Source organism: Atlanticothrix silvestris CENA357, assembly GCF_016056295.1.
GTDB lineage: Bacteria > Cyanobacteriota > Cyanobacteriia > Cyanobacteriales > Nostocaceae > Atlanticothrix > Atlanticothrix silvestris.
This window is the reverse complement of record NZ_JAECZB010000081.1, coordinates 57,731-80,912: the sequence shown is the minus strand read 5'-3', so window position 1 is coordinate 80,912 and position 23,182 is coordinate 57,731. Positions and strand designations below refer to the sequence as shown.

The window sequence follows — 23,182 nt, the reverse complement described above, 5'->3', positions numbered from 1 at the left end:
TATTTCTCCTTGAGAATCGCTTAAGTATTCAAGATTCTATTAATGCAATTAAGCTTGTTGATTGCAGGCTTATGTTGCCTTTTTCCTGTCGGTAAACCTAAAGCGGTATCAGTTTCAAATTGAAATACATTATTGAACGCACCACCTTGGATAGATTCCTGCTGAGTGTCGCTCAGATTGCACCACAATATAAACTGTGATTCCTTCAATGAAACTGTCGTTTTCGTTTTATTAATCATTGAAATTGCTACTTTAACTAATCATAAGAGAGATATTTATTCTCTAAATTCATTCATTATTACTAAGAGCTTTGGCAAGTAAGGGTGATGACTTATCAATTCTAGACAAACTAGGTTCACTTTGGACTAATACCTTGGTGAAGGCATCAAATACTCCACCTTTAATAGTTTCTTGCTGATGATTGCTCAAATCCTGACAAAGTGAAGAATTTAACTGAAATTTTTGCGATATTAGTTTTTGTGGTTTATTCATTTTTTTATTTCCATATTATGAAATATTGAAAACTAGTTGAGTTAAGAAACTATCCAAATAGGTATTCTGCCTGTTGTTATAGAACTTTGCTGTACTGTATGAGTTAATTCGTTTGCTATGAGTTTGTTAGCAGTACCACCAGATAACAATTCTTGTTCAGTTTGATTTATATCTCCCCATAGCTGGGGATTATCCAACTTTTTAAAGTTAGTCACATTATGTTTATTGTTCATTTTTATCACCTGATTAACATTAATATTTTGCGACGTTATAAGACTGTATTGACTAATCAGTAAAATTTGATCTTACTTCCAGACTGCAAACTTATAAATTCCCTAAATCAACCTTAAAATTAGAGGCAAGCCAATGCTTATGTTTTTCTTTGCCTTTAACTTCCAAAGTCCAAGCATCATCACGGCCTCCAGAACCAGAAATGCTTTCCTGCTCGCGTTCATTTAAATCGTTAACTAGTTTTTTTAACTGATAAGATACAATCTTTAAAGAAGACTTGGATGAATTGTTAATTTAGAGATGTTTCCCACATCTTTTTACCTCATCTATTGAAAAATACTGATTTGATAAATTATTGAAAATTTTAATTGAGGCGATCGCTAAAAATTTTATCTGGAATTTTCTAATGTGGCGGTCGCCTAATTGTAATCGGAATATCAATACTTTTACCTCTGGAGATTTCAGATTGTGCGATATTGATTGCAGGAAAATCCATACCTAATGTTGCCAATTCAGCCGAAAATTCATCCTGTAACCGCTGTAAGCCACCAGAAATCATTTCAGCTTTGCAATCATCTAATTCTTGCCAATATTCTTCTATATATTCTTTTGCCATCTTTCAAACACCTCTAAAACATAATACTCAAAGCCCATTTTGATGAACTAGTTTCTTGATAAACAGTAAAATTTTTAGGAGAAGTTCCAACACCTCCACCTGATACTTTTTCTGCTTCCCGTATATCAATTTCTGCAAATATAGAAGGTTCTAAATTTGAGAACACCTTATTATTTAACTTTGATGACTCTTTATTAAACATATTTCAAATACTTTCTGTAACAGAAAAGCATGAACATTTTTAAATGGTGCGATCGCTAGAACAACACATGTTGAACATAATTGCCTAACTATCTAATCTTCATGATGATAAATAGTAAATACCCTGTCTTGCACGTTCCGATTAATTTTGCACAATCTTGCTATAGCTTTAGTAAAGTTTTAGATATAACTAAACTTAAATGCTTGAGATGAATTTCATAGCAAAAGCCGCAAACACAAGCAATTACACTCTAGAACTTTTCATATTCCTTCATCTGAATTGGTGAGGGAATATTAACCTTAAGAGTAGCTATTGAAGGAATAGTATGGTTTTTGTCCCATATTAGCTATTTATAAATTGTGGAAATTTTTAGGTGTTACTCCAGTTAATCGTTTAAAGTGGCGATGAAGATGACTTTGATGGGAAAAGCCACAGGCTAGAGCAATATCTGCAATACTCATCTTTCCCTGTGCTAGCAATTGCTTTGCTTGTTCTACCCGTTGTTGAATCACATACTGATGTAGACTAAGACCTGTAGATTGTTTGAATAATCGGCAGAAGTAATAGCGACTCATACCAAGATAGTTAGCGATCGCATCAAGAGAAATTTCCTGTGCTAAATGATCGTGGATATAGTCAACTACTTGTTTTAGCTTTTGTAGAGGTAAACCTCCTGCATATTCCTGTATGGAAAATTTTTGAGTTGAGTAGTTTTGCAGGAGATGGACAGCTAAAAACGTTGCGGCTGATTCACCATAAAGACAGCTATCCGAACCATTAGTTTTAAGTTGTGCCTTTAGTCCTAGTCCAATCTGATAAATCAATGCATCTTGAGTGATCAAATGCGGTAACATTTCATATTCATCTGTGTCCAATAACTCTATAGCATTGCAAGTTAATAATTCATGGTTTAAATTAAGCAAAAGAATATTGACATCCCTATCCCAACGGATTGCTTGGGAAGTATGCATTGGACAAAGCCCCACAGCACCTGTGAACATTAATCCTGTTTGCAGATGCCTATCCAAAATTCGTTCTATCTTAACACTTTGACCCAGATTAATGGTGATGACAAATTGTTCAAGAGAATATTCAGGAGTTTCACCTGATGGTAAGTAGAGGTGTTCCAAACTAATTCCACTCCATTTTGTCCTACCACTAGAAAGTATGGGTGGACGAGAGAAAAGCTGTGAAAAGGCGTTTTCATAATTTGTATTAATATTTAATATCTCTGTGCCTGTCATCTTTCACATCGCAACAACTAGTAATAAATTGTTTTTTGAAGCTATAATCTCCCAAATATAGCTTTATCAAATTCGGGGGAATATGTCAATTAACCAAAATGTTGAATAATTGCTTCAGCATCATGGGATGAAATTGGATTTATTAGAATCTCAAACTCTTTATTCTCTCTGCGTCTTAGCGCCTTTGCGTGAGGTAAATCATCCCGCATTTATGCAATGCTCGGAATTTTTATTATTAATCCTTGGGATGATAAATTTCCATAATTAACTTTTATCGCTTCTGGCACTGCATTTACCGTGACGAGCGAAAGATAACGCGTCCTGGATACTCTTGTTGATTAATTCGTGCATATACCCGTAAACAAGTTAAAACTTCCCCAGGAACACCGCCACATTCTAGTTGCAAGTCATCCTTTGATAACGTACAAATATCGGCGTAAAGTCCTGATAACTGACGAATCCGCACATTATGACCAACAATATTTGCTCTATCAGCGACTTTTTTTAGTATGCGCCGTGATTCTTGTTGCAGTTTACCCCACCACGAATAGCGTTCAGCAGGGGGGATAAATACTAGAGAGTGAATTGCCTCATCCATGTCAATCCAAGCACGTAGAGTTAATAGAGGATCAGTATTTTCCTCAGTTTTTTGGACGCGATGAAAGCGATCGCTTAAAGCTTCGATATATTGATTTTTCTGTTCTGGTTTGGAGTGCAACGAGACGACATCGAAACCAAAAACGCTCTTTAAGGCATGGTATAAATCCTGGTCTATTTCAATAAGATTTATATATAAAAGTAGGAACCCAGCTAATAAATGCATATTTTCAGAGGCATTATCTGGGATTATTTCATAACTTAAAAATGCTTGTTGAGACAGACATAGCCCCTTAGCTTGGACAGTCCCGCTAAGTCCGGGGTAAATAATTTCATCCCGAATAAAAGGCACTTCATAGAGATGGGAATTATCTTCTACTGCACCAACTTCCTGAACTAATTCTAAAGCCCGCTGTCGCCAATCGGTAGCTAAATCCTCTGGAACCCGTAATAGTTTGTGGTGAATTTCGTTCCATAAATCGGAGTCCGTCTGGCTTTGTAGTGGGGAATCTCCCAGATAATAATTAAGTTCGGGGTCAGTTTCAAAAGCTTTCCGCAGGTGATTGAATTTTAATTCATCTGGGGATGGTATGGTGTCATATTTGTCTGTCTGTGGTTGCAACAAGCTATGAAGTTCTTGCAGCACTTCGTCACATATTTGGGTTCCTGGATCGTTTGGAAGTTCGTTACGAGCTTGAGTTAAAGTAGCCTCTAATCCGTGTAGGCTAAATTTCAGCAGTTTGGCTAGCTCTGAGTTTTTGATGTTTAATAATTGATTTAGATGCTGCATGAATTTAACTTTTTTTGGCGTTGCTGATTGATGGGATGATTTTTGTTTCGCGCAAAGGCAAGGCAGCGCGTTGCGGAGGTTCCCTCCGTTGTAGCGACTACCGCGCAAAGGCGCTAAGAATTTACCTTGAGCTTTGGTCAAAAATCTCAATTCATCTCGCAAATATGCAACGCCTTTTTTTTATCTCACGCAGAGGCGCAAAGGCGCAGAGATACAGAGATTTTCTGAGCGCCTACCCTGCGGGAACACCTAACGGCGAATGTGCGAGGTAAGCCTAATGTATGCCGCAAAATGGATCGCGTTCTTTGTCAACTTCGTTGGGTTGCAATTCTAATTCAGCACAATAAACGCATCCTTGTTGCTTGAGACATTCTTCATTAGTCGATGTCCAATAAGGAACCTCCCCTGCGTGCATCCGCAGAATGCCTTTTTCGTCGAGAGTTACGCGATATTGGCTAGGGTAATCTGTTGTGATGTCTGGTTTACTCAGTGCGCCAATGCGTAACCATTTTTTGGTTTTGCTTTCGCTATCTGTTTGATAAACATAGAAAGTGTGCTGACTAGTTTGCGGAAAGGGAGGTAAGGGTTCACTGATTAAACCGATTCCTGGTTGGGGTGCGCCATCTTGGAGATAGTGAAATTCTTGCAAATATTCACTACCATCTTTGTCTACTTCAAATACTAGATGATAAGCATTTGGTTGATCGACGGTTGCAGATTCAAGTACATTGACGGCAATATCACCATCAGTCAAGTTTTTGTTGGGGCGTTCAACGGCAATATTCCATTTCAATTTACCATCAGCAAACAGTGTTGATGTTTCAGAAATTGCCGATATTGCTGATCCTACATCTATCCCAGGAACGTCAATCAAATAATGGGGATTTCCTTGACAAAGCAACACGCTAAACTGGAGTGTTTGGTCAATTTCAAACTGGACTTTAACTTTTTTGAGAAACTCAGTTTCTTCCATTTCCAGTTTCTCCATGAGTTTTTTACCGTCGAAGCTACCCCAGAGTCGTAAATCTCCATCTTCGTAGTCTTGACGGTAAATAATATTTGTTAATTGTATTCCTTGCCATCCAGTACGAACTTTGGCGACTTTTTCCCAAGGAGCAAGTTGATAAAGTTCTTGCCCTGCTTTGAATACTGGTAATAAATCATTGCTTTGGGTTTTGCGTTTGAAGTTGCAAGGTAGATAATAAAATAGGTTTTTGACATCAATTTCTAACTGGTTGGCTCCTTTACGTAATAATCCTTTAGATTCTTCGGGATCAAATCTGAGCCTCCGCAATTTTTCGGCGTAGCAAGCACCCGCAGATGTGGCTAGTTTAGTAAATTCCAAAACAAAGGTAATTCGCTCTGGATTCCAGACAAAATAAGGTGAGTTGCTAAATTCTTGGTAAATGTGGCGTTGTACTAAATCCAGATTGCAAGTTTTACCAGATAAAATTAACCAATCAACTTTATGGGTATTCCAAGAATTTATATTATTATCTTCGGGATGCAAGCGACTTTCCATTAGTCCTTTGGCAATACCTATAGCTTCTTTAATTGCTGAGGTGGTGGCTGTTTCAAATTGCTGGCTATCCAGGGTGACGTAGATATTATCTAAATTTGTCGCTTGAAACTTAATTCCACTTTGGGTCAAAAGTTCAGAAATTTGCTGCTCTGAGAGCGTAAAAGTTAAAATAGAACCATCGTTAGGCAATTTCTGACCCAGTTTAAGTTTAGCTGCTTCTGCATGTTCCCAAAGAGTATAAAAGGTTTGCAGGCGCTGGGGTGCTTGTTGCCAACGGGTAGGCAATACTTTTTCTGCGGTATCTAAAGCATCTTTGTAAGCTGCATCGCCCTCTGGATTTTCTTTATCTAGACATTTTGAAATACTACCGCTTTGGAATTTTCCTTTTTCTAGGAAACGCTCGTTTAATTCCGTGCTAATTAAATCTTCTAATTTTTCGCTTTCAATATTACCTATTGTCACTGCTGTCAAAAGAAAGTCAGCGATCGCTACTTTTAATAATCGAAAAATTCGCAGTGTAATTAACTCACCGCCTAACTGTAAATGACCGGAAGATCCCAACAATTTAGGAGTCAGTTTATAGTAACGTCCCCCTAAACCCCGGTCTTCATTGTTAGCAAAGAAAGGGGTTTGATCTTCTAATGTCAGTTCAATTAAGGCTAAATCTGTGGTTCCGCCGCCGATATCTAAGACGAGAACATTTTGTGACCATTTATCCCCGGCTCGGCGACAACGAGTTTTGAATGACTCAATCCCAATGTTGAGATTACCGCCAAATTCTCGCCACAAAAAGAAGATGGCCACAGAAACAGCTTCATCGTAAGCGGTTTGGACATCATCAATGCCTAATTGCTCGACTAATTCTTTCACTTCTTTGCGAACAACTGGGGGAGCAACAGTTGGGTAGGTGACAACAGCGGTGAGTAAATCTCCCTCAGAAAATTTGCGTTGTGAACGTCTGCGATAATCTTCAGTTAACTCTATTAAATGTGCCCAAGCTGCTTGAATTAAATTATTAACATTAATCGTTTCTTCCTCACCCTCTAAAATTACTGGGAAAGATCGTTCTTGACCAAAATAACGTTTAGGCGAGTGGTGAAATCGACTAATAATTTCTTTTAAAGAACTACTTGTACCTTGGGCGATCGCTTTTTTTCTGTTATCTCTGGCTTCCCTACCCATCCGCAATGATAGATTTGTCAAGCTATAAATTTCTAATTCGCTGGGTATTTCTGTATCCCGACGGTCAATATCTAGGACTACTGGAATTAAATTTTGTGATTCGAGGGTAGGTACGCGAAACACTTCATGGTAGATTTGGTAAAGTTTTTTGCTGGCGGCTCGGCGGAATCGATCGCTGTTACCTAAACATAATTCAATTTGGCGAATTGCTTCTAAAAAGCGTTCTTTGTGATCGCTAGTAAAAACTTCACTTAAGCGACTGGGTTCTATTTCCAGATTTTTACTAATATCAGCGATAAATTTGTCCCATTCACCCGCACTGATGTCTGGTAACGCCACAGCAGCCGGAGAACTCAGCCATTGCGCCAAGCGATCGCGCAATCGTAATTCTTGCTCTTTAGGTAAAACTTCTGCGATCGGTACTTCAATCGGATCAAAAAGTGTGACTGTAGAATTTGATGTGCCAAAATCTAGGGCGAACCATCCGGGAAATCTTTTTTGTGGTTTATCTGGTTGTTCAATATGATTATCAAGTTGAAAAGGGTTCATTGTAGTATCTGTTTCTGTTGTTTGCTTGATGGGTGGCGGTTCAGAAATTAAAGGAGACCACAGATGACACGAAGTTGCAATCTGTTGACGCTCAGATAGTAGCGGATTTCCTGAATAATCGGAATCAAAATACTCAACAATTACCTGCAAATTACAGTTAATTGGTTGTGTTAAAGGTTGCTTGAGTTTGCAAGGATATTGCCCTAATTGCCCGATTTGAGAAATTCTCGGTGTAGCAGAATAAAATTGTTGATACGCTTTTTGAATTTGGGCGGCTAATTCATTTGGTGTGCCTCTAACTACACAAGTGATGCGAGAAATGTGAGGGATATTGTTCCCTGAAGGGATTAGTTGAATGCTAGGAAGCTCCAAATATCCGTTTTCTTTAACATGCACTTGGAAGCGAGGTGAAAGCCGAATTTCTACAGGCATTCCTTATTTTCCTTTTCTCGCAGATTTGCTAAAATAATTCGGCGTTTTTGATTGGGAGTATTCCTCACGCAGAGGCGCAGAGGCGCAGAGAAGAAGAGTTAAAGAAGTATCTATCTTTTAATTTTGTATTTCTTGATGGTTGGCGACTTCTGAAAGAATCTGTAACCAACTGGGAATGGCAATTGGAGATGATGAATCTCCGGCGGCAATAAATCTTAGTAGTGCTTCTTTTTTGGAGAAGTTTTGCATAGTAGGAATAATTTGATCTAAAATTCCTTCTAATTCTGAGTTAACTTGGCGAGTAACTTCACTGACGTATTGCACAAGATGGAGGCTGGTGCTAGCGGTAATTTCATCTCGTAGTCGCAGTACGAACAACTGGTGATTTGTGGATCTGGATAAGCCTTGATTTCTTTCTGGTGCCCAATCAAATATTTGACCGATGTTGTGTTTTTCGTCTTGACGCGCTAAGGGAAACATCGTTTCGGGGGCGTAAATTCCAAGGGTTTTGTCATAAGACATCGCTTGATCTTTACTATTAATTTCTGAAAGAATTGCTTCTTGCCATTCGTTAGGATCGCATCCCAATAGCAATTTATAAAATAAATCTGCTTCTTCCACGCCGAATTTGAACTCGATATCTTGTTCCATTTCTGGGTGGAGAATTGTCTTTAAGTATTCGCGTTCTGGGGCTATTTGCTGAGATAATTTGCCTAACCAATCAATGACGGCTTGATGAATGCGATCGCGGGCAAAATCTTCTAGTTCTTTGACTGTTTTGGCAAAGACTGGATAAAAATCATCACTTTGAGTTGGCAAATTATTATTAACTTTGTTGCCCCGATCAAATAGTTTACCAGCTGCACCTTTTGATTCTGCGAGAGCGATCGCCCCATTTTTAGCTTTGTTAAATAATAAAGTCCACTGATGCCAATTGAGGATTTTAAAAGTAAGTTCGTCTTTCACTACATCGCTGACAATTTCTCCCCGTCGGTCTTTGAGTGGTTCTTTGCCTAAGTCTTTGAGGAAATCACGATAAGTTTTATCTAAGTTCTCAATTACAGCCCGTAATTCTATGACTGCTGGACTATCTGTGGTGGGGATGCCTTGCTCGTGAATTTCTTCGAGAATATTTTTTAAGTTATCTTGTTGTCGATGCAAATTCTCAACTGATCTGCGAGTATCTTCATACAATTGTTTCAGCCCATGAGTCGCAACATGAGTTTGAATCAACTCTCGCAGCTTAGCAATACCCCCATCTTGGGCAAAGTAACCCAGTTGTCTGCCTAAATGACTGCGTGCATCCGATTCTAGCAGGCGATCGCTTAGTTGCTCCCACTTTTGTTGCAACCTCTTAGACCTTTCTAAATAATCGGGATAATCTAAGTTAGCTAAAAACTCTGGCGAACCGGCTTTGACAGCACTTGAACGTTTGGCCAATTCAGCTAATCCCAATAGTGGCGACAGCAACACAATCCGGTCTTTTTGGGTGGTAAAGGCACTTGCACCGTCAATTGTAGTTTGCAAAACTTTGAGTTTTTGGAAAACAGCTGTCTCCGGTAAAGGACTGACATCTTGGATGAGTTGGTCAAGTTCTCTTTCGCCGCCTTCATTATCTAAAGGTAATTGATCAAAGCGACCCACGCCTACGAGAATTAAATCCTTGAGGTCTTGTCCTGGTCGCTGCTGCTGCATCATGGTAAAGATTTTGTTAGCGCGATCGCTTCCAGGAGATTTACCATTGAGCAATACTAAAATCGTTTGAACTTCAGCTAATTCTCGCAATGATAAAAAGGTATCTCTAGCGCCCGAATTAGCAGCCCCTAACCCTGGAAAGTCTAGAAGAATAAATTCCGAAGCACCAGTTACATCCCAAACTTCCCGTGAGATTTTCACCTCAATGTCTACGCGGCGAATCAATGGAAAGCTATTCTGCAATAACTTTGTGGGTAACTTTTGGGGCGGACTCGGTAATCGGACATGAGGGGGAGGTAGATCCTCAAAACCGAGAGTTTGGATAGCCATTGGCTGTTCGGCTAGCTGTAGCCCTTCACGGGCAGTGGTTGCATCAATTTTGTAGCGCCCACCACACATCGCTTCACCATAGGCTTGATAAGCACGAATAAACAACACTAACTCCCGCAGCAGATAACGCAGTTCTAAGTTGTTACTCTGATTCCATGCTGACTCACACCAGTTAATAATATCTTTACCACTGTTGAGTTGCGATAACGGTATCGGTTCCAGTCCAGCGGCTGTAGTCCGCCGATTTGCCTCCCCCAACATAAAGCGCAGGCACTCATGTACTCCTTCATGAGAAAGATACTCTACAGTAAAATTATTTACCTGCGTTGTCACAAAGCTATCTTCCGGGATGATGTGAATAGCAGTGATGTTGCCAGTCGTTGGGTTTTCGCTAACTGGTAAAGCATCTGCGTATCCAATCAAGCTTCCTAGAAGCAAAGTTTTACCACTACTGAATTCTCCCATTACACCGATTTTGACTGGTGAAGTGGCAAGTTCTACAGTTTTCTCGGCAGCTTCCCGGAGGCAGACAAGACAATCATCCAGGCTGGCGGGAACCCAATCTTCTTGTTGAGAAGGATATTGAGGCACTGAGTCTATTTTTTGGAGAATAAATTCACCGTATTTTTTAAAACAGTCTAATTTTTTTAATTCCATAGAGTATTTTTCCGCCTAATATCAATTAATGTGATTTTTATAACAGACAAAATGCCATTAATAGCACTTGAATCAAGGTGTTGAAGTTACATTTCCCGTTTATATCAGATCATTTGCGATTTTGGGTGAAATTGTTTTTATCGGCTTTCACCATCGTCAACAATACACTTATATTTGTGATTAAATGCAAAATAAACTAAATAAAAATAATGTGTTTATTGACTCATGGTTTGATTGATTAAGTCTATTTAGATTTAAATATGAACTATTGTTTTTATCTAGACTTATTCTTTTGTAGTTTTAATTAACAATACTATTTTTCTACCTGCATAATCAAAAAACAAAGGCAGTTTTAAATATAGCTTCCGTTATTTCATATTGAGCTAACTTATTGTTTTTTATTCTCTCCACAAATAAAAAGTACTTAAGTATCGCGAATCTGGACGATAACGATGAAACTATTCTACCCAAGTACTCCAGCAATGGAAAATACTGATGCTTTTCTAAAAATTGATAAGTAAAAATAGTATCTGCTGCCTGTTGTATGTCCGATTTCCTTACAAAATCTTTACATATAATGAACATTCCCTCTTGCGATTCTCAAAATATAGAACAAACTATTATTCGTAATCCTTTAATTGTTCACCCTGAATTTTTTCTTGTTGATGTCATTAAATTAATGAGTCAAGTGCCAGGGAATCTTGATAACTTACCCAATAAAGAGATTGATAGCCTGACATCTCAAGTTAGTAGTTGTGTCCTGGTGATGGAAAATTCCCAGTTGTTGGGTATGTTTACGCAGCAAGACTTAATCAAATTGACAGCACAAGGCAAGAAACTAGAGGGTATGAGTATTGCTGAAGTGATGACTAGAGATTTAGTAACACTCAAGCTGAACGAATTTAAAGATATTTTTACTGCTTTAAATTTATTGAAACAACATCAAATTCGCTATTTGCCCATTGTAAGAGAGCAAGGAGAATTAATTGGGTTAGTTACTCTTACAAGTTTATTAGCAATTACTATACGCCAAGCAGAGCTTTATAATTATGCCCAAACTAAGCTCGACAAGCGCCATCAAATTGAAACAGAACTGCGATTAGAGCATAACTTTGTTTCTACTATTTTAAATTTGGCGGGTGCTTTAGTTTTAGTTTTAGATTTTCAAGGTAAAATCATTCGATTTAATCGTACTTGTGAGCAAATAACCGGGTACAGATTTGATGAAGTTAGAGGCAAATTTATTTGGGATTTTTGGCTGTTTTCTGAAGAAAACGAACTGATAAAAGCTGCCTATCGAAATTTTAATAACAACTCCTTCCCTAAACAAAATGAAAATTATTGGGTAACTAAAAACAACGAAGAACGCTTAATTTCTTGGTCAAACAATGTTCTGTTCAATCGGAATGGCCAAATTGAATATATCGTTTGTACGGGGATTGATGTTACTGAAAGTAGAAAAGCTGAAGAAGAACTCCGACAAACTCGTAACTTTCTTCAGATGATGATTAATAATTTGCCTGTTGGAGTTTTTGTTAAAGATGCCAGACCAGAAAATTTTGGTAAATTAAAGCTATGGAATGAAGCCTGTGAAAAGATATATGGCTTAACAACCGACCAAGCAATTGGCAAAACAGATTATGATTTCTTCCCCCAAGAGCAAGCAGAATTTTTTAGTCAAACAGACCAAGCAGCTTTTTCGTTGGGTGTATGTCAAGATATTGCTGAATATCTTATTGATAGTTTTAGCTTAGGAAGAAGAATTTTACATACAACTAAAATTCCTCTATATGACAAACATCACCAACCCGAATACCTGCTTTGCATTTCAGAAGACATTACAGAGAAAAAACAATCAGAAGAAAAGCTACAACAAGCAAAAGAGCAACTCCAAACAGTTTTAGACGCAGTACCTGGATTTGTTTCTTGGGTTAGTACAGATGGATATTATTTAGGAGTTAATCGACATTTAGCTGAAAGTTTTAAATTGACTCCTGATGCTTTTGTAGGTCAAGAATTGGGGTTTATGCAAAATAGCCCGCAGTTTACAGAATTTATGTATAGCTTTCTCAAGAGTTCAAATTTAGCGAGTTCTCATGTCATTGATGCCAAAATTAAAGACGAAAAACGAAATTATTTACTCGTTGCTCAAAAATACCAGAAAAATACTGCTGCTGTTGTTGTAGGAATTGATATTACAGAGCGTAAGCAAGCAGAAATAGCTTTGGCTGAATCTGAAGATATGCTCCGTTCAGTTTTAGATAGTACTCCTAGTCTGGTAACTATGGTTAATCAAGAAAGGAAAATATTATTTATCAATAAAACAGTATTAGGGCTATCAGTAGAAGAACTGATTGGAACAAATATTGATAATTATGTGATTACTGATGACCAACACATTCAGAGTGCTGCTTTAGAACGCGTCTTTAATCAAGGAGAAGTTGTAAGTTATGAAATTCGGGGTTTTAGTGCCAATAATTCACTAAGACACTATCATTCTCAAGTTGGCCCAATATGTCGTGATGGGCACGTTATGAGTGCAGTTATTGTAACGAATGATATTAGTGAACAGCAAGCTGCACTGCGCGATCGCAAACAAGCAGAAGCGGCTCTTAAAGAAAGTGAAGAGAAGTTTCGTTTATTTACAGAAAATATTAAAAGTGCATTTTGGATTATTGATATCGAGGGAAATTCTCGTCAAATGGTTTACGTTAGTCCAGCTTTTGAAGAAATCTGGGGACGTTCCGCTGAAGAATTTTATATGTCTTATACTACAGCTTTAGAAGCGATTCACCCTGCTGACCGCCAGCATTTCATTGTGGATACACCACAAAAACAGGGTGAGTATGATGAAGAATATCGTATTATCCGACCCGATGGAGTTATTCGTTGGATTCGTAGCCGCGCTTTTCCTATCAAGAATGAAACAGATGAAGTGTACCGGATTATTGGTATTGCTGAAGATATCACAGAGCGCAAACAAGCCGAAATAGCTTTACAAAGTTTAGTAGAAAGTACAGCTTCTACCATCGGGCAAGATTTTTTTCCAGCATTAGTTGAGTACATTTCTTCTACTTTAGATATCCACTTGGCTTTAGTAACTGAGTTCATTGATAATCAATTTCATAGTTTGGGATTTTGGTATGACGGGCAATTACAGCCTCAAATTTCTTATGATATGAGGTCAACTCCTTGTGAGATTTTGACACAACAAGGAGCTTACTATTGTTCTTCAGGCATTCAGCAACTCTTCCCTAGTGATCATAAATTGGTTGCTCTCCAAGCAGAAAGTTTTATGGGAGTTATTTTAAGCAATGATTTTGGCGAACCTATTGGTACACTCTGCGTTGTAGATAATAAACCTATACCTGACCCCTATAAATTTGAGGGAATTTTAAAAGTATTTGCAGCCAGAGCTAGCGCTGAATTACAACGTCAACGGGCGCAAGAAGCTCTACAACAATTAAATCGAGAGTTAGAAGCTAGGGTTGAACAACGTACTTTAGAACTGCAAGAAAGTGAAGCCGAACTCAGAGCGATTTTTCATCAAGCAGCTGTAGGAATTAGACTATCAACTTTAGATGGGCATATTCTGAAAGTTAATCAGAAACTATGTGAGATTTTGGGCTACAGCCAAGAAGAACTGCTGAACAAAACCTTTATGGATATTACTCATCCAGAAGATTTGCAATGTCATCTGCATGAGTTGCAAAAATTAATCAAAGGAAAAGTAGAAACATTTTCTCTAGAAAAACGCTATTTACATAAAAGTGGTAATTCAGTTTGGGTAAATTTGACTGTTTCCCTGATTAAAGATGTTAATAATCAGCCAATTTATTTGATTGATGTGATTGAAGATATCCGCGATCGCAAACTTGCACAAGAAGAACTTAAACGCCAATTTGCAGCAGTAGAAGCTGCTATAGATGGTATTGGTATTCTCAGCCAAAATAACTATATATATCTCAATAAAGCTCATGTTGAGATGTTTGGCTATACTAGTGCTGACCAAATCATTGGTAAGACATGGAAAGAAATTTACGAACCACACGAAATCAATCGTTTTCAAACAGAAATTTTTCCTATCTTAATGCAACAAAAACATTGGAGAGGAGAGGCAATTGCGAAAAGAAAAGATGGTAGCCTTTTTGAAGAAGAAGTTTCTCTCACGATTTCGGAACAAGGTGATTTAATATGTGTATGTCGTGACATCAGCCAGCGTAAAGAAGCAGAGCGACTTCTAGAAGAACAAAGGATCTTTCTGCGTAGCATTATTGATAACAACCCCAACTGCATTTTTGTCAAAGATACCCAAGGCAAGTTTTTGCTTGTCAATCAGGCTATGGCTGACTTCCATCACACCACTATTCCCGAATTAGTGGGTAGAACTGATGCAGAATTTTATTCAAATACAGAACTTCAGCGATTCAACGATTTTGACCAAGCTGTTTTTTCCATGTTACAGCCAATTCAAATGCTGGAATCTAGTATTAAAAAAGCAACAAAAGAAGAATGCTATTTTCAATCTATTAGAGTTCCTTTAATTGCACCTAATGGTCAGGTAAGGGGTATCTTAGGCGTTGCGACAGATATTACAGAACGCAAACTAGCTCAAGATGCACTTCAACAACAAATCGAACGAGAACGACTAGTTAATGTCATTACTCAACGCATCCGAGAATTTTTAGATTTACAGGCTACTTTGAATGTCACAGTCGCTGAAATTCACAAGCTACTCAAAGTTGATCGAGTACTTATTTACCGAATTTTACCAGATGGCACAGGTAAAGTTATTGCTGAAGCTTTGACTTGCGATTATGAAAGTATACTTGAACATTCTTTTCCTGTAGAATCTTTCCCTCACGAATGCTATCTGCATTATGCAAAGGGTAATATTTACGCTCTTTCTGACCGTAATTTGCGTACTAGTCCTAGCTGTATGAAACAGTTTATGTTAGACATGCAAATTCGCGCCAAGTTAGTGATTCCTATTATCCAACAAGGTATGCTTTGGGGTTTATTAATTGCTCACCAGTGTTCATCCCCCAGAGAATGGAAGTCAGGAGAAATTGAGTTGTTACAACAGTTAGCAAATCAGCTAGCTATAGCCACAAAACAATCAGGACTTTATGCTCAACTGCAAATAGAATTGAACGAGCGCAGACAAACAGAAGCGGAACTACGTCAAGTTAAAGAAAGGCTACAATTTTTGATTGCTTCCAGCCCGGCGGTGATTTTTACAGCTCAGCCATTAACAAGAAATTATTACCCAACCCAAACTACATATATTAGTGAAAATGTATTTAATCTCATCGGCTACGGAGCAGAAGAATTTTTAACCCAGCCTAATTTATGGATAGATCGTATTCATCCTGAAGATGCTCCGCAAATTTTGCAAAATTTGTCGCAATTGCTGAAAAAAGGACATTATAGCCATGAATATCGGTGGCTGCATCGAGATGGAGAATATCGCTGGCTCTTTGATGAATTAAAGTTTGTGCTAGATGAACATGGTAATCCTCAAGAGATCATTGGTTTACGGATGGACATCAGCGACCGCAAAAAAGCAGAGGAAGAAATTTGTAAAACTTTAGAAAAAGAAAAAGAACTCAGTGACTTGAAATCTCGTTTCATTTCGATGACATCCCACGAGTTCCGCACACCCTTGGCTGTAATCGCCTCTTCTGCCGGCATTTTGAAGAATTTTAGTCATAAACTCGGTGAACCACAAAAGCAAAAGCATCTACAGTGCATTCAAACTTACGTTAAACACACCACTCAACTTTTAGATGACATCCTACTAATTAATAAAGCTGAAGCCGGAAAATTAGCATTTGAGCCAACTTCTTTCGGTTTAGTTGATTTTTGTCGCACTTTGCTAGAAGAATTACAACTCAGCGCCCCTAACCATACCTTAATATTTTCTCCTCAATATCTGCATAATTTATCACTAGAAAATGATTTCATTGCTTGCATGGACACAAAACTTCTGCGACAAATCTTGAGCAACTTGTTTTCCAATGCTGTCAAATATTCATCCGATGGTAGCAAAGTTGAATTTAATTTGTCAGTTCAATATGAAACAGCAATTTTTCTCATCCAAGATGAGGGTATTGGTATTTCACCAGAAGATCAGCAACATTTATTTGAATCTTTTTACCGCGCTAGTAACGTTGGTAATACACCAGGCACTGGATTAGGATTGACAATTGTCAAAAAATGTTTAGACCTCCAAGGAGGACGAATTACCGTCGCTAGCGAAGTTGGAGTAGGTACAACATTCAGGGTAGAACTTCCATTGATGGCAACTAATTGCCTTATATAACAGTATTACTGTGTTAGCTGGGAATGATTTTAGGGAAACATAATTAACGAGATAGTGTAATCAACTAATATCTCTATCTTTATCATCCTTAAATGAACACAATTTTAGTAATAGAAGACGAACCTCAAATTAGAGAAAATATTCAAGAAATTCTCATTCTTTCAGAGTTTGAGGCTTTGACAGCACCAAACGGCCAGATTGGGCTAAAAATTGCCAAAGCTAAACTACCAAATCTAATTATCTGTGACATCATGATGCCAGAATTAGACGGTTACGGCGTATTATCTGCTTTGCGTCAAGATGAAATAACTACTAATATTCCTGTGATTTTTCTCACTGCTAAAGCAGAGCGTTCTGATTTTCGTCACGGTATGGTGCTTGGTGCTGATGATTATTTAACAAAACCATTCACACCTGAAGAACTACTAAATGCAATTACTACCCGTTTAGAAAAACAAGCTGCGGTAGAGCGCCAGTCTCAAGCTAAATTAGATGAATTACGCATAAATATTGCTCACTCACTACCTCATGAACTCAACACACCTTTGAACGGTATTCTAGGTATGTCGCAGTTACTAATGAACAATCGTGATTTAATTGATGAATCTGAAGAAGTTGAAATTGCAGAATCAATTTACACTTCTGCAAATCGTTTGCATAAATTAACTCAAAGATTTTTAATCTATAGTAATTTAGAATTAGTTATTAGAGATCAAAAAAAAATTCGCCACATTCGAGAAAAATCAGATAAATGTCTTACTCAAGCAATTATTAATGATGTTTCTGGCAAAAAAGCAAAAGAGTTTAATAGAGAAAAAGATTTGAAGCTTGAACTTCAAGAATCTACTGTAGAAATACCAGAACAGAAGTTTATTAAGGTCATTGAAGAATTAATCGACAATGCATTTAAATTTTCTTTACTTGGTAGCGAAGTTAGAGTAATTAGCAATTTCAGTGATCGTAAATTTAGCTTATATGTAATAGATCATGGCAAAGGAATGACAAACGACAAAATTGAGCGAATAGGCGCTTTTGTACAATTTGATCGCAAGTCTTATGAGCAACAAGGTTCTGGATTAGGACTGACTATTGTTCAGCATATAGTTAAACTATATGGTGGTGAATTAATCATAGAAAGCATTCCTGAAAAAAGAACTACTGTCAGTATTTATTTACCTTGTTAAGTCGGTTGTTCTGTGGCGATCGCTTTGGGTGTGTCGCGGGCAGTTACTAACTGCACTGTAAAAGTAGAACCTTCATCCAGCTTACTTTTAACATAAATAGAACCACCACAACGCCACAATAAGCGTTTGACAATTGTTAATCCTAACCCAGCACCGCCAAGATCTTCACTGACTCCAGAACGTACCCGATAAAAGCAGTCAAAGATTTTAGGAATTTCACTTTCAGCAATACCAATACCTGTATCGCGGAATTCTAATTGGACATGATCGCCTCTCACATGGGCTTTGACCCACACCTGACCACCATTGGGGGTAAACTTAATGCTGTTATGTAGCAGATTAATTACTATCTGTCTTAGCCTACTCACCACACACCAAACAGGTGGAAGTTCAGTTGATACAGTGTAGGCTAATGTGATGCCTTTTTCTTTGGCTAAAGGTTGGTAGGTACTGACTATCCCAGGCACAACATCTGTAAGGTTGACTAACTCTAAAGTTGTTTTTTCTAAATTATGCTCCAGATCCACCATATCCAACAGACCAGTGATCAAAGTACTTTGGCGATCGCACTGGGTATTGAGCATTTGTAAATAACGTTGTCGTTGCGGTGGCTTAAGAGTCGGAGAATTTAATAGTGAGAGTGCAGTCTTCATGTGCGTCAAAGGTGTACGCATTTCCTGACACACATTACTTAAATATTTATCTTTGAGTTGGTCTTTTTGACGCAGCTTTTGATTTTGCTGCTGCATCTTAGCAATCCGCGCAGTTTTGTGTTGACGGCTAATTTCATCCTGTCGCTGTAGTTGTTTTGCTAACAGATGATTGATCAGAGTTGGCTCAGATACACTGGAGCAAATCAAATCAGCAGGTTTAATTATTGCAGAAAACTCCGCTGAAGTTACCTGCTTGATACCACTTAAAACTCGCTGAATAACTTGTCCTTCAGTAGTGGTCATAGTCAGCAAAGGCAGAGTTTTCTTAGTGTTAACCTTCCTCAAAATTTGGTTTTGGCGTTTTTTAATCGGTCGATGAGCCAAAATTAAACTACAAAACTGTGGCGATAACACTATCAGAAAGTATTCCCGTCGTAGTTGCCTTTGCGATAATAATTGCACACGAATATCATGCAATGGTGAGATGAGTTCTTCTTGTACATTTCTCCATTGCCCCTGATTGTTACGACTTTGGGAAAAACTAGGCTGCAATCCTTTAGGAGGATTTGAGTTTTCTATTTCCTTGCTTTTGCCTATTCCTCTTTCTCCAACTTGGCAATTATAGATCGTAGCAGACGCACCTATTGAGAATTGGTAACGCACTAATTCTGCGCGCCAAATTTTTCCAGGTGGTAACTTAACCCAGAAAGTTGCGGCAATCTGCTGCTCAATTAGTAAATCTATTTGTGACCTTACCAGTGATAGCAGGGTAGCAGGATTGAGAGGCAATGGTTGAGGAGGCGCTTCCACTCCCAAAGCCAAATGATATAAAGACAGATCCTGACGCGGAGAATCATTCATGAGTCAAGCACAACCAACAAGGACAACGCACAAATAACAATGTATCGATTTTCACCTTTATGTGTCAGTTTTTCACAAAAAAGCCACTTCAAAACATAAATAGGGCATAAGGAAGAAGGGTAAAGGGAAAGGGGGAAAGGGTTTGTTTCTTCATCCTTTACCCTTTACCCTTTACCCTTTAACCTTTTCCCAAGATTGTTCATCCCCTCCCTCCTACCTAGCCCCTAATCTTTCTTGTAAAGCGTCCCGTGCGTGTTCGCGGTCGTCAAAGTGAATTTTTTCAGTACCGAGAATTTGGTAGTCTTCGTGACCTTTGCCAGCGAGTAAAACTCCATCACCGGGTTGTGCTTGTAAAATAGCGGTGCGAATGGCGATCGCGCGATCGCCTATTACCGTCGGTTTTGCTGTGTCAGGTATTCCAGACAAAACATCTTGTAAAATTCGTTCTGGGTCTTCGGTACGGGGGTTATCTGATGTAACTACTGCAACATCTGCTAAGTCAGCGGCAATTTTACCCATTTTGGGGCGCTTAGTGCGATCGCGATCGCCGCCGCAGCCAAACACGCAAATCATCTTACCAGGGATAAATGGACGTGCAGCTTTGAGCAAGTTCTCTAAACTATCTGGAGTGTGGGCATAATCTACAATCACGCTAATATCTTGCTCAGGAGTAATTTGCACCCGTTCCATACGTCCGGGGACTCCTGGAAACTCCGAGATTGCAGATGCCACTAATGACAAATCTAAACCCAAGTGTAAAATTGCGCCTATCGCAGCTAAGAGATTTTCTAAATTGTATTGACCGACGAGAGGCGATCGAAAAGCCGCTTCGCCCTTGGGTGTATGTAAAGTACCGCTGACACCGTTAGGTTGATAATTTAAATCACTCATCCACAAATCAGCACTGCGATCGTTGACGCTGTAACTCCAAACTTGTTGAGGATTTAACGAAGCGATTAACCGCTTACCATAGGCATCATCAGCATTAATGATTGCCCGTCCTTTCAGATAATCAGAGCTAAATAACAGCGCTTTGGCGGCAAAATAATCTTCCATATCGCTGTGATAGTCCAGGTGATCTTGGGTGAGATTACTAAATACACTTACCTCAAATTGACAACCTAAAACTCTACCTTGAGCTAAAGCGTGAGAACTCACTTCCATTACCCCAAACTCACAACCAGCATTTACAGCTTCTGCTAGCTGCTGTTGTAATTCCACAGCAAAAGGCGTAGTGTGGATGGCAGTTTGCTCAAAACCAGGCCAACGAGTATAAAGAGTTCCCATTAAAGCCGTAGACAGGTTAGCTTTAGTCAACAAAAATTCAATCAGGTGAGTAGTTGTGGTTTTGCCATTCGTACCAGTCACACCCACTAATTTAAGTTTTTGTCCTGGATAACCGTAAAAAGCACTGGCGATTTGGGCACAAGCTGTAGTCATGTTGTTAGCACTAATGACAACAGCATCATTTGTAGGAGGATTTTTTTGGGCGGCTTCAGGAGAGACAATCGCCGCCACCGCCCCCGATGCGATCGCACTTGGCCAAAATTCCCCACCATCTACTCGCGTTCCTGGCATCCCAATAAACAAATCTCCCGCACCGCAAGCGTGAGAGTTCGTTTTTAGTCCTTTGACTTCTGCATCTTCAACAGTAGGATGATTAGCCAACTGTTCAACACTATCTACCGCTGCTAGTAATTCCCGCAATTTCATGTTATGAACCTCGCCACACGTTTTCCTTGCGCTTATTCTGCATTATTTTTTTTCAAATTGGATACACTCACAGAAATAAAGGGTAAAGGTTAATTTTTACAAGTCGCTGTATTGGCATTACAAGTCGCTGTATTGGCATTACAAGTGGATGCATTGGCATGACAAGTCGCTGTATTGGCATTACAAGTCGATGTATTAGCATAACAAGTCGATGTATTAGCATTACAGGTAAACGTGTAAAGCAGCTTTAGAAAATTTGTGTTTACCTTTGTTATAAATACTTAATCAACATTTGCTCCAATTGCTGGACACTAGCACGCGGAGAAGGACGTGGCAAAGGTATTTCTTTCACATCTTCTGACTTGGCGCTCTTGGCGTCTTGGCGGTTCGATAAATAAAGTACAGGTACTTCATACTGATATGCACCGAACCAGTCTTCACGAGTCGTAATATCTCGAACTTCAAGCTCGAAACTGAGGTTGTGAATTTGTTCTAACTTTTCCTGTAAGCCTTCACACAAATGACATCCTGGTTTAGTGTATAAAATCAATCGCATTTTCTGCCGCCAATTTTTCCCTTTCTACAAGTCATGATAGGCGTAATACTAATTCGTAATTCGTAATCAAACCTGTTTTGTGGCTCTAGGCAGAATAAAAGTAGAAATCAGGTTTAAGGAGTACAACGCTAGATGGTAGAGTAAAATCTTTGCTATAAAAATAGATTAATATGATTTCTTGCTATTTGCGCTACGTTATTGACCCTGAGAAAATTTCGGATTTTGAAGCATACGGACGTATGTGGATTCCGTTGGTAGAAAAATTCGGTGGAAAGCATCACGGCTACTTTCTTCCACATGAAGGAGCTAATAATATTGCCGTCGCTCTGTTCAGTTTTCCCAGCCTTGCAGCATACGAGCAATACCGGATAGAGTCAAAGCAAGATCCAGCTTGTCAGCAAGCGTATGAATTTGGGCATCGAACAAAATGCATTGTTAGTTATGAGCGCTCATTTATGCGCCCAGTTTTAGCCGATGTTACCACTAGATGAAACAACAGCATTCCCTGGTGGCAGCAGAGCGCTTATCCAAGTAAAGTGAGAAAACGAAATAAGAAACGGTGACTTTGTAAAAGCTGGTAATAGCTTCAAATTGTAATCGCAATAGAGAACATTAAAACGCCTATTATCCCAGCGTTAACACCTTAGACGGCATATCTACCAACAACCGTCGAGTTTTTAACCACTGGCGACCAATTAAAACTTCTGACACTCCTTCACCCACATGGACAGGAATATCAAATTCCTGTCCATCAATTCGCACTTTTCCTAAATAAATGTCAAATTCTGCTTCTCCTTGGGCTGTGAGCATTGTTTGCTGTTCTACATAAATCCAATCAAGTGCTTCTAAATCCTGGTTATTAATTGCCAGCCACCAAGAAAAACCTGTATCAAAAAGTGCTAATACTGGTATTACTAAGGTGTTAGCAGCTATCAACTCTATCTCAAAAAATAATTCATCCTCATCACCAAAGTTGCCGGAAATCATATCCTGCCGCAGACCCCAGTTTCATTGATGCGGAAGACGTGCAGCCTTGCATTCGGGTGTTTTTCATGTGCCATCTGGGCAACTGCTAATGCATCCTCATTAATAAAATATTCTCCGCTTTCTGGTTCAACTGCTACATACCAGTTGTAGTGAGTCTTAATTAAAGAAGGCTGCAATTTTTGGAATATTTGTTCGCAACGCTGCTTTAATTGTGCTTTTTCAGCTTTCCATTGAGCTTTGTTCTCTGATGACCACTGGATTTCGGGAAATATTCTTCCCCGGCGCACTGTGCGAGTAGACTTTGCTTCAGTCATGGTTGGTTCTGCTTGACTGTAATATCTATATTTTCCAGCAGATTCAGACT

At 38.8% G+C, this 23,182-nt stretch carries 16 protein-coding genes; 3 read left to right on the top strand and 13 right to left on the bottom strand.

The genetic code is table 11. The features are described from left to right. Window positions 1-288: 288 nt before the first annotated feature. From I8751_RS20820 to I8751_RS20785, 8 genes are all read right to left on the bottom strand, one after another. Window positions 289-492, bottom strand: a complete 204-nt coding sequence (locus I8751_RS20820) for a hypothetical protein (RefSeq protein WP_214441011.1) — start codon at window positions 490-492, stop codon at window positions 289-291. Window positions 493-533: 41 nt separating this feature from the next. Continuing rightward, complete coding sequence (locus tag I8751_RS20815) at window positions 534-725, bottom strand: hypothetical protein (protein ID WP_214441010.1); 192 nt, start codon at window positions 723-725, stop codon at window positions 534-536. A gap of 401 nt (window positions 726-1,126) precedes the next feature. Then, window positions 1,127-1,339 (bottom strand): hypothetical protein, encoded by a 213-nt coding sequence (locus tag I8751_RS20810; protein ID WP_214441009.1) that lies wholly within the window; start codon window positions 1,337-1,339, stop codon window positions 1,127-1,129. A gap of 13 nt (window positions 1,340-1,352) precedes the next feature. Next, window positions 1,353-1,541: a hypothetical protein gene (locus I8751_RS20805; RefSeq protein ID WP_214441008.1), complete on the bottom strand. Its 189-nt coding sequence runs from the start codon at window positions 1,539-1,541 to the stop codon at window positions 1,353-1,355. Between the two features lie 350 nt (window positions 1,542-1,891). Then, window positions 1,892-2,785 carry a helix-turn-helix domain-containing protein gene (locus I8751_RS20800; RefSeq protein ID WP_214441007.1) on the bottom strand — a complete coding sequence of 298 codons (894 nt, stop codon included), beginning with the start codon at window positions 2,783-2,785 and terminating at the stop codon, window positions 1,892-1,894. 292 nt (window positions 2,786-3,077) lie between these two features. Next, complete coding sequence (locus I8751_RS20795) at window positions 3,078-4,172, bottom strand: hypothetical protein (protein WP_214441024.1); 1,095 nt, start codon at window positions 4,170-4,172, stop codon at window positions 3,078-3,080. A gap of 274 nt (window positions 4,173-4,446) precedes the next feature. After that, on the bottom strand, window positions 4,447-7,857 hold the full coding sequence (locus tag I8751_RS20790; RefSeq protein ID WP_214441006.1) for an acetate and sugar kinases/Hsc70/actin family protein: 3,411 nt from the start codon (window positions 7,855-7,857) through the stop codon (window positions 4,447-4,449). 117 nt (window positions 7,858-7,974) lie between these two features. Next, the gene (locus I8751_RS20785; protein WP_214441005.1) at window positions 7,975-10,539 is read right to left on the bottom strand and encodes a P-loop NTPase family protein; all 2,565 of its coding nucleotides are present in this window, start codon (window positions 10,537-10,539) and stop codon (window positions 7,975-7,977) included. Between the two features lie 577 nt (window positions 10,540-11,116). On the opposite strand from I8751_RS20785, the gene I8751_RS20780 reads away from it, so the two are divergent. Together I8751_RS20780 and I8751_RS20775 are read left to right on the top strand one after the other, a co-directional pair. Further along, window positions 11,117-16,864 (top strand): PAS domain S-box protein, encoded by a 5,748-nt coding sequence (locus tag I8751_RS20780; protein ID WP_214441004.1) that lies wholly within the window; start codon window positions 11,117-11,119, stop codon window positions 16,862-16,864. Window positions 16,865-16,956: 92 nt separating this feature from the next. Next, window positions 16,957-18,048: a hybrid sensor histidine kinase/response regulator gene (locus tag I8751_RS20775; protein WP_214441003.1), complete on the top strand. Its 1,092-nt coding sequence runs from the start codon at window positions 16,957-16,959 to the stop codon at window positions 18,046-18,048. Here I8751_RS20775 and I8751_RS20770 read toward each other — a convergent pair. From I8751_RS20770 to I8751_RS20760, 3 genes are all read right to left on the bottom strand, one after another. Then, complete coding sequence (locus I8751_RS20770; protein ID WP_214441002.1) at window positions 18,045-19,562, bottom strand: DICT sensory domain-containing protein; 1,518 nt, start codon at window positions 19,560-19,562, stop codon at window positions 18,045-18,047. The two genes, I8751_RS20775 and I8751_RS20770, sit on opposite strands and share 4 nt — an antisense overlap. 213 nt (window positions 19,563-19,775) lie before the next feature. Beyond that, on the bottom strand, window positions 19,776-21,275 hold the full coding sequence (locus tag I8751_RS20765) for a UDP-N-acetylmuramoyl-L-alanyl-D-glutamate--2,6-diaminopimelate ligase (RefSeq protein ID WP_214441001.1): 1,500 nt from the start codon (window positions 21,273-21,275) through the stop codon (window positions 19,776-19,778). Window positions 21,276-21,546: 271 nt separating this feature from the next. Then, complete coding sequence (locus tag I8751_RS20760) at window positions 21,547-21,831, bottom strand: glutaredoxin family protein (protein ID WP_214441000.1); 285 nt, start codon at window positions 21,829-21,831, stop codon at window positions 21,547-21,549. A gap of 170 nt (window positions 21,832-22,001) precedes the next feature. On the opposite strand from I8751_RS20760, the gene I8751_RS20755 reads away from it, so the two are divergent. Continuing rightward, window positions 22,002-22,322, top strand: a complete 321-nt coding sequence (locus I8751_RS20755) for an NIPSNAP family protein (RefSeq protein WP_214440999.1) — start codon at window positions 22,002-22,004, stop codon at window positions 22,320-22,322. Between the two features lie 133 nt (window positions 22,323-22,455). On the opposite strand, the gene I8751_RS20750 is transcribed toward I8751_RS20755, so the two are convergent. After that, window positions 22,456-22,818, bottom strand: coding sequence for an aspartyl protease (locus I8751_RS20750; protein WP_214440998.1), 363 nt, complete (start codon window positions 22,816-22,818; stop codon window positions 22,456-22,458). Beyond that, window positions 22,815-23,132 carry a hypothetical protein gene (locus tag I8751_RS20745; RefSeq protein WP_214440997.1) on the bottom strand — a complete coding sequence of 106 codons (318 nt, stop codon included), beginning with the start codon at window positions 23,130-23,132 and terminating at the stop codon, window positions 22,815-22,817. Before I8751_RS20745 ends, I8751_RS20750 begins: the two co-directional genes overlap by 4 nt. Window positions 23,133-23,182 lie beyond the last annotated feature (50 nt).

Bases quoted from the DNA above. Each gene is read 5' to 3' on its own strand.
- I8751_RS20820 (WP_214441011.1), bottom strand. From the start codon at position 492: ATGAATAAACCACAAAAACTAATATCGCAAAAATTTCAGTTAAATTCT.
- I8751_RS20765 (WP_214441001.1), bottom strand. From the start codon at position 21,275: ATGAAATTGCGGGAATTACTAGCAGCGGTAGATAGTGTTGAACAGTTG.
- I8751_RS20750 (WP_214440998.1), bottom strand. From the start codon at position 22,818: ATGATTTCCGGCAACTTTGGTGATGAGGATGAATTATTTTTTGAGATA.
- I8751_RS20795 (WP_214441024.1), bottom strand. From the start codon at position 4,172: ATGCAGCATCTAAATCAATTATTAAACATCAAAAACTCAGAGCTAGCC.
- I8751_RS20805 (WP_214441008.1), bottom strand. From the start codon at position 1,541: ATGTTTAATAAAGAGTCATCAAAGTTAAATAATAAGGTGTTCTCAAAT.
- I8751_RS20800 (WP_214441007.1), bottom strand. From the start codon at position 2,785: ATGACAGGCACAGAGATATTAAATATTAATACAAATTATGAAAACGCC.
- I8751_RS20760 (WP_214441000.1), bottom strand. From the start codon at position 21,831: ATGCGATTGATTTTATACACTAAACCAGGATGTCATTTGTGTGAAGGC.
- I8751_RS20810 (WP_214441009.1), bottom strand. From the start codon at position 1,339: ATGGCAAAAGAATATATAGAAGAATATTGGCAAGAATTAGATGATTGC.
- I8751_RS20755 (WP_214440999.1), top strand. From the start codon at position 22,002: ATGATTTCTTGCTATTTGCGCTACGTTATTGACCCTGAGAAAATTTCG.
- I8751_RS20815 (WP_214441010.1), bottom strand. From the start codon at position 725: ATGAACAATAAACATAATGTGACTAACTTTAAAAAGTTGGATAATCCC.
- I8751_RS20775 (WP_214441003.1), top strand. From the start codon at position 16,957: ATGAACACAATTTTAGTAATAGAAGACGAACCTCAAATTAGAGAAAAT.
- I8751_RS20745 (WP_214440997.1), bottom strand. From the start codon at position 23,132: ATGACTGAAGCAAAGTCTACTCGCACAGTGCGCCGGGGAAGAATATTT.
- I8751_RS20785 (WP_214441005.1), bottom strand. From the start codon at position 10,539: ATGGAATTAAAAAAATTAGACTGTTTTAAAAAATACGGTGAATTTATT.
- I8751_RS20790 (WP_214441006.1), bottom strand. From the start codon at position 7,857: ATGCCTGTAGAAATTCGGCTTTCACCTCGCTTCCAAGTGCATGTTAAA.
- I8751_RS20780 (WP_214441004.1), top strand. From the start codon at position 11,117: ATGAACATTCCCTCTTGCGATTCTCAAAATATAGAACAAACTATTATT.
- I8751_RS20770 (WP_214441002.1), bottom strand. From the start codon at position 19,562: ATGAATGATTCTCCGCGTCAGGATCTGTCTTTATATCATTTGGCTTTG.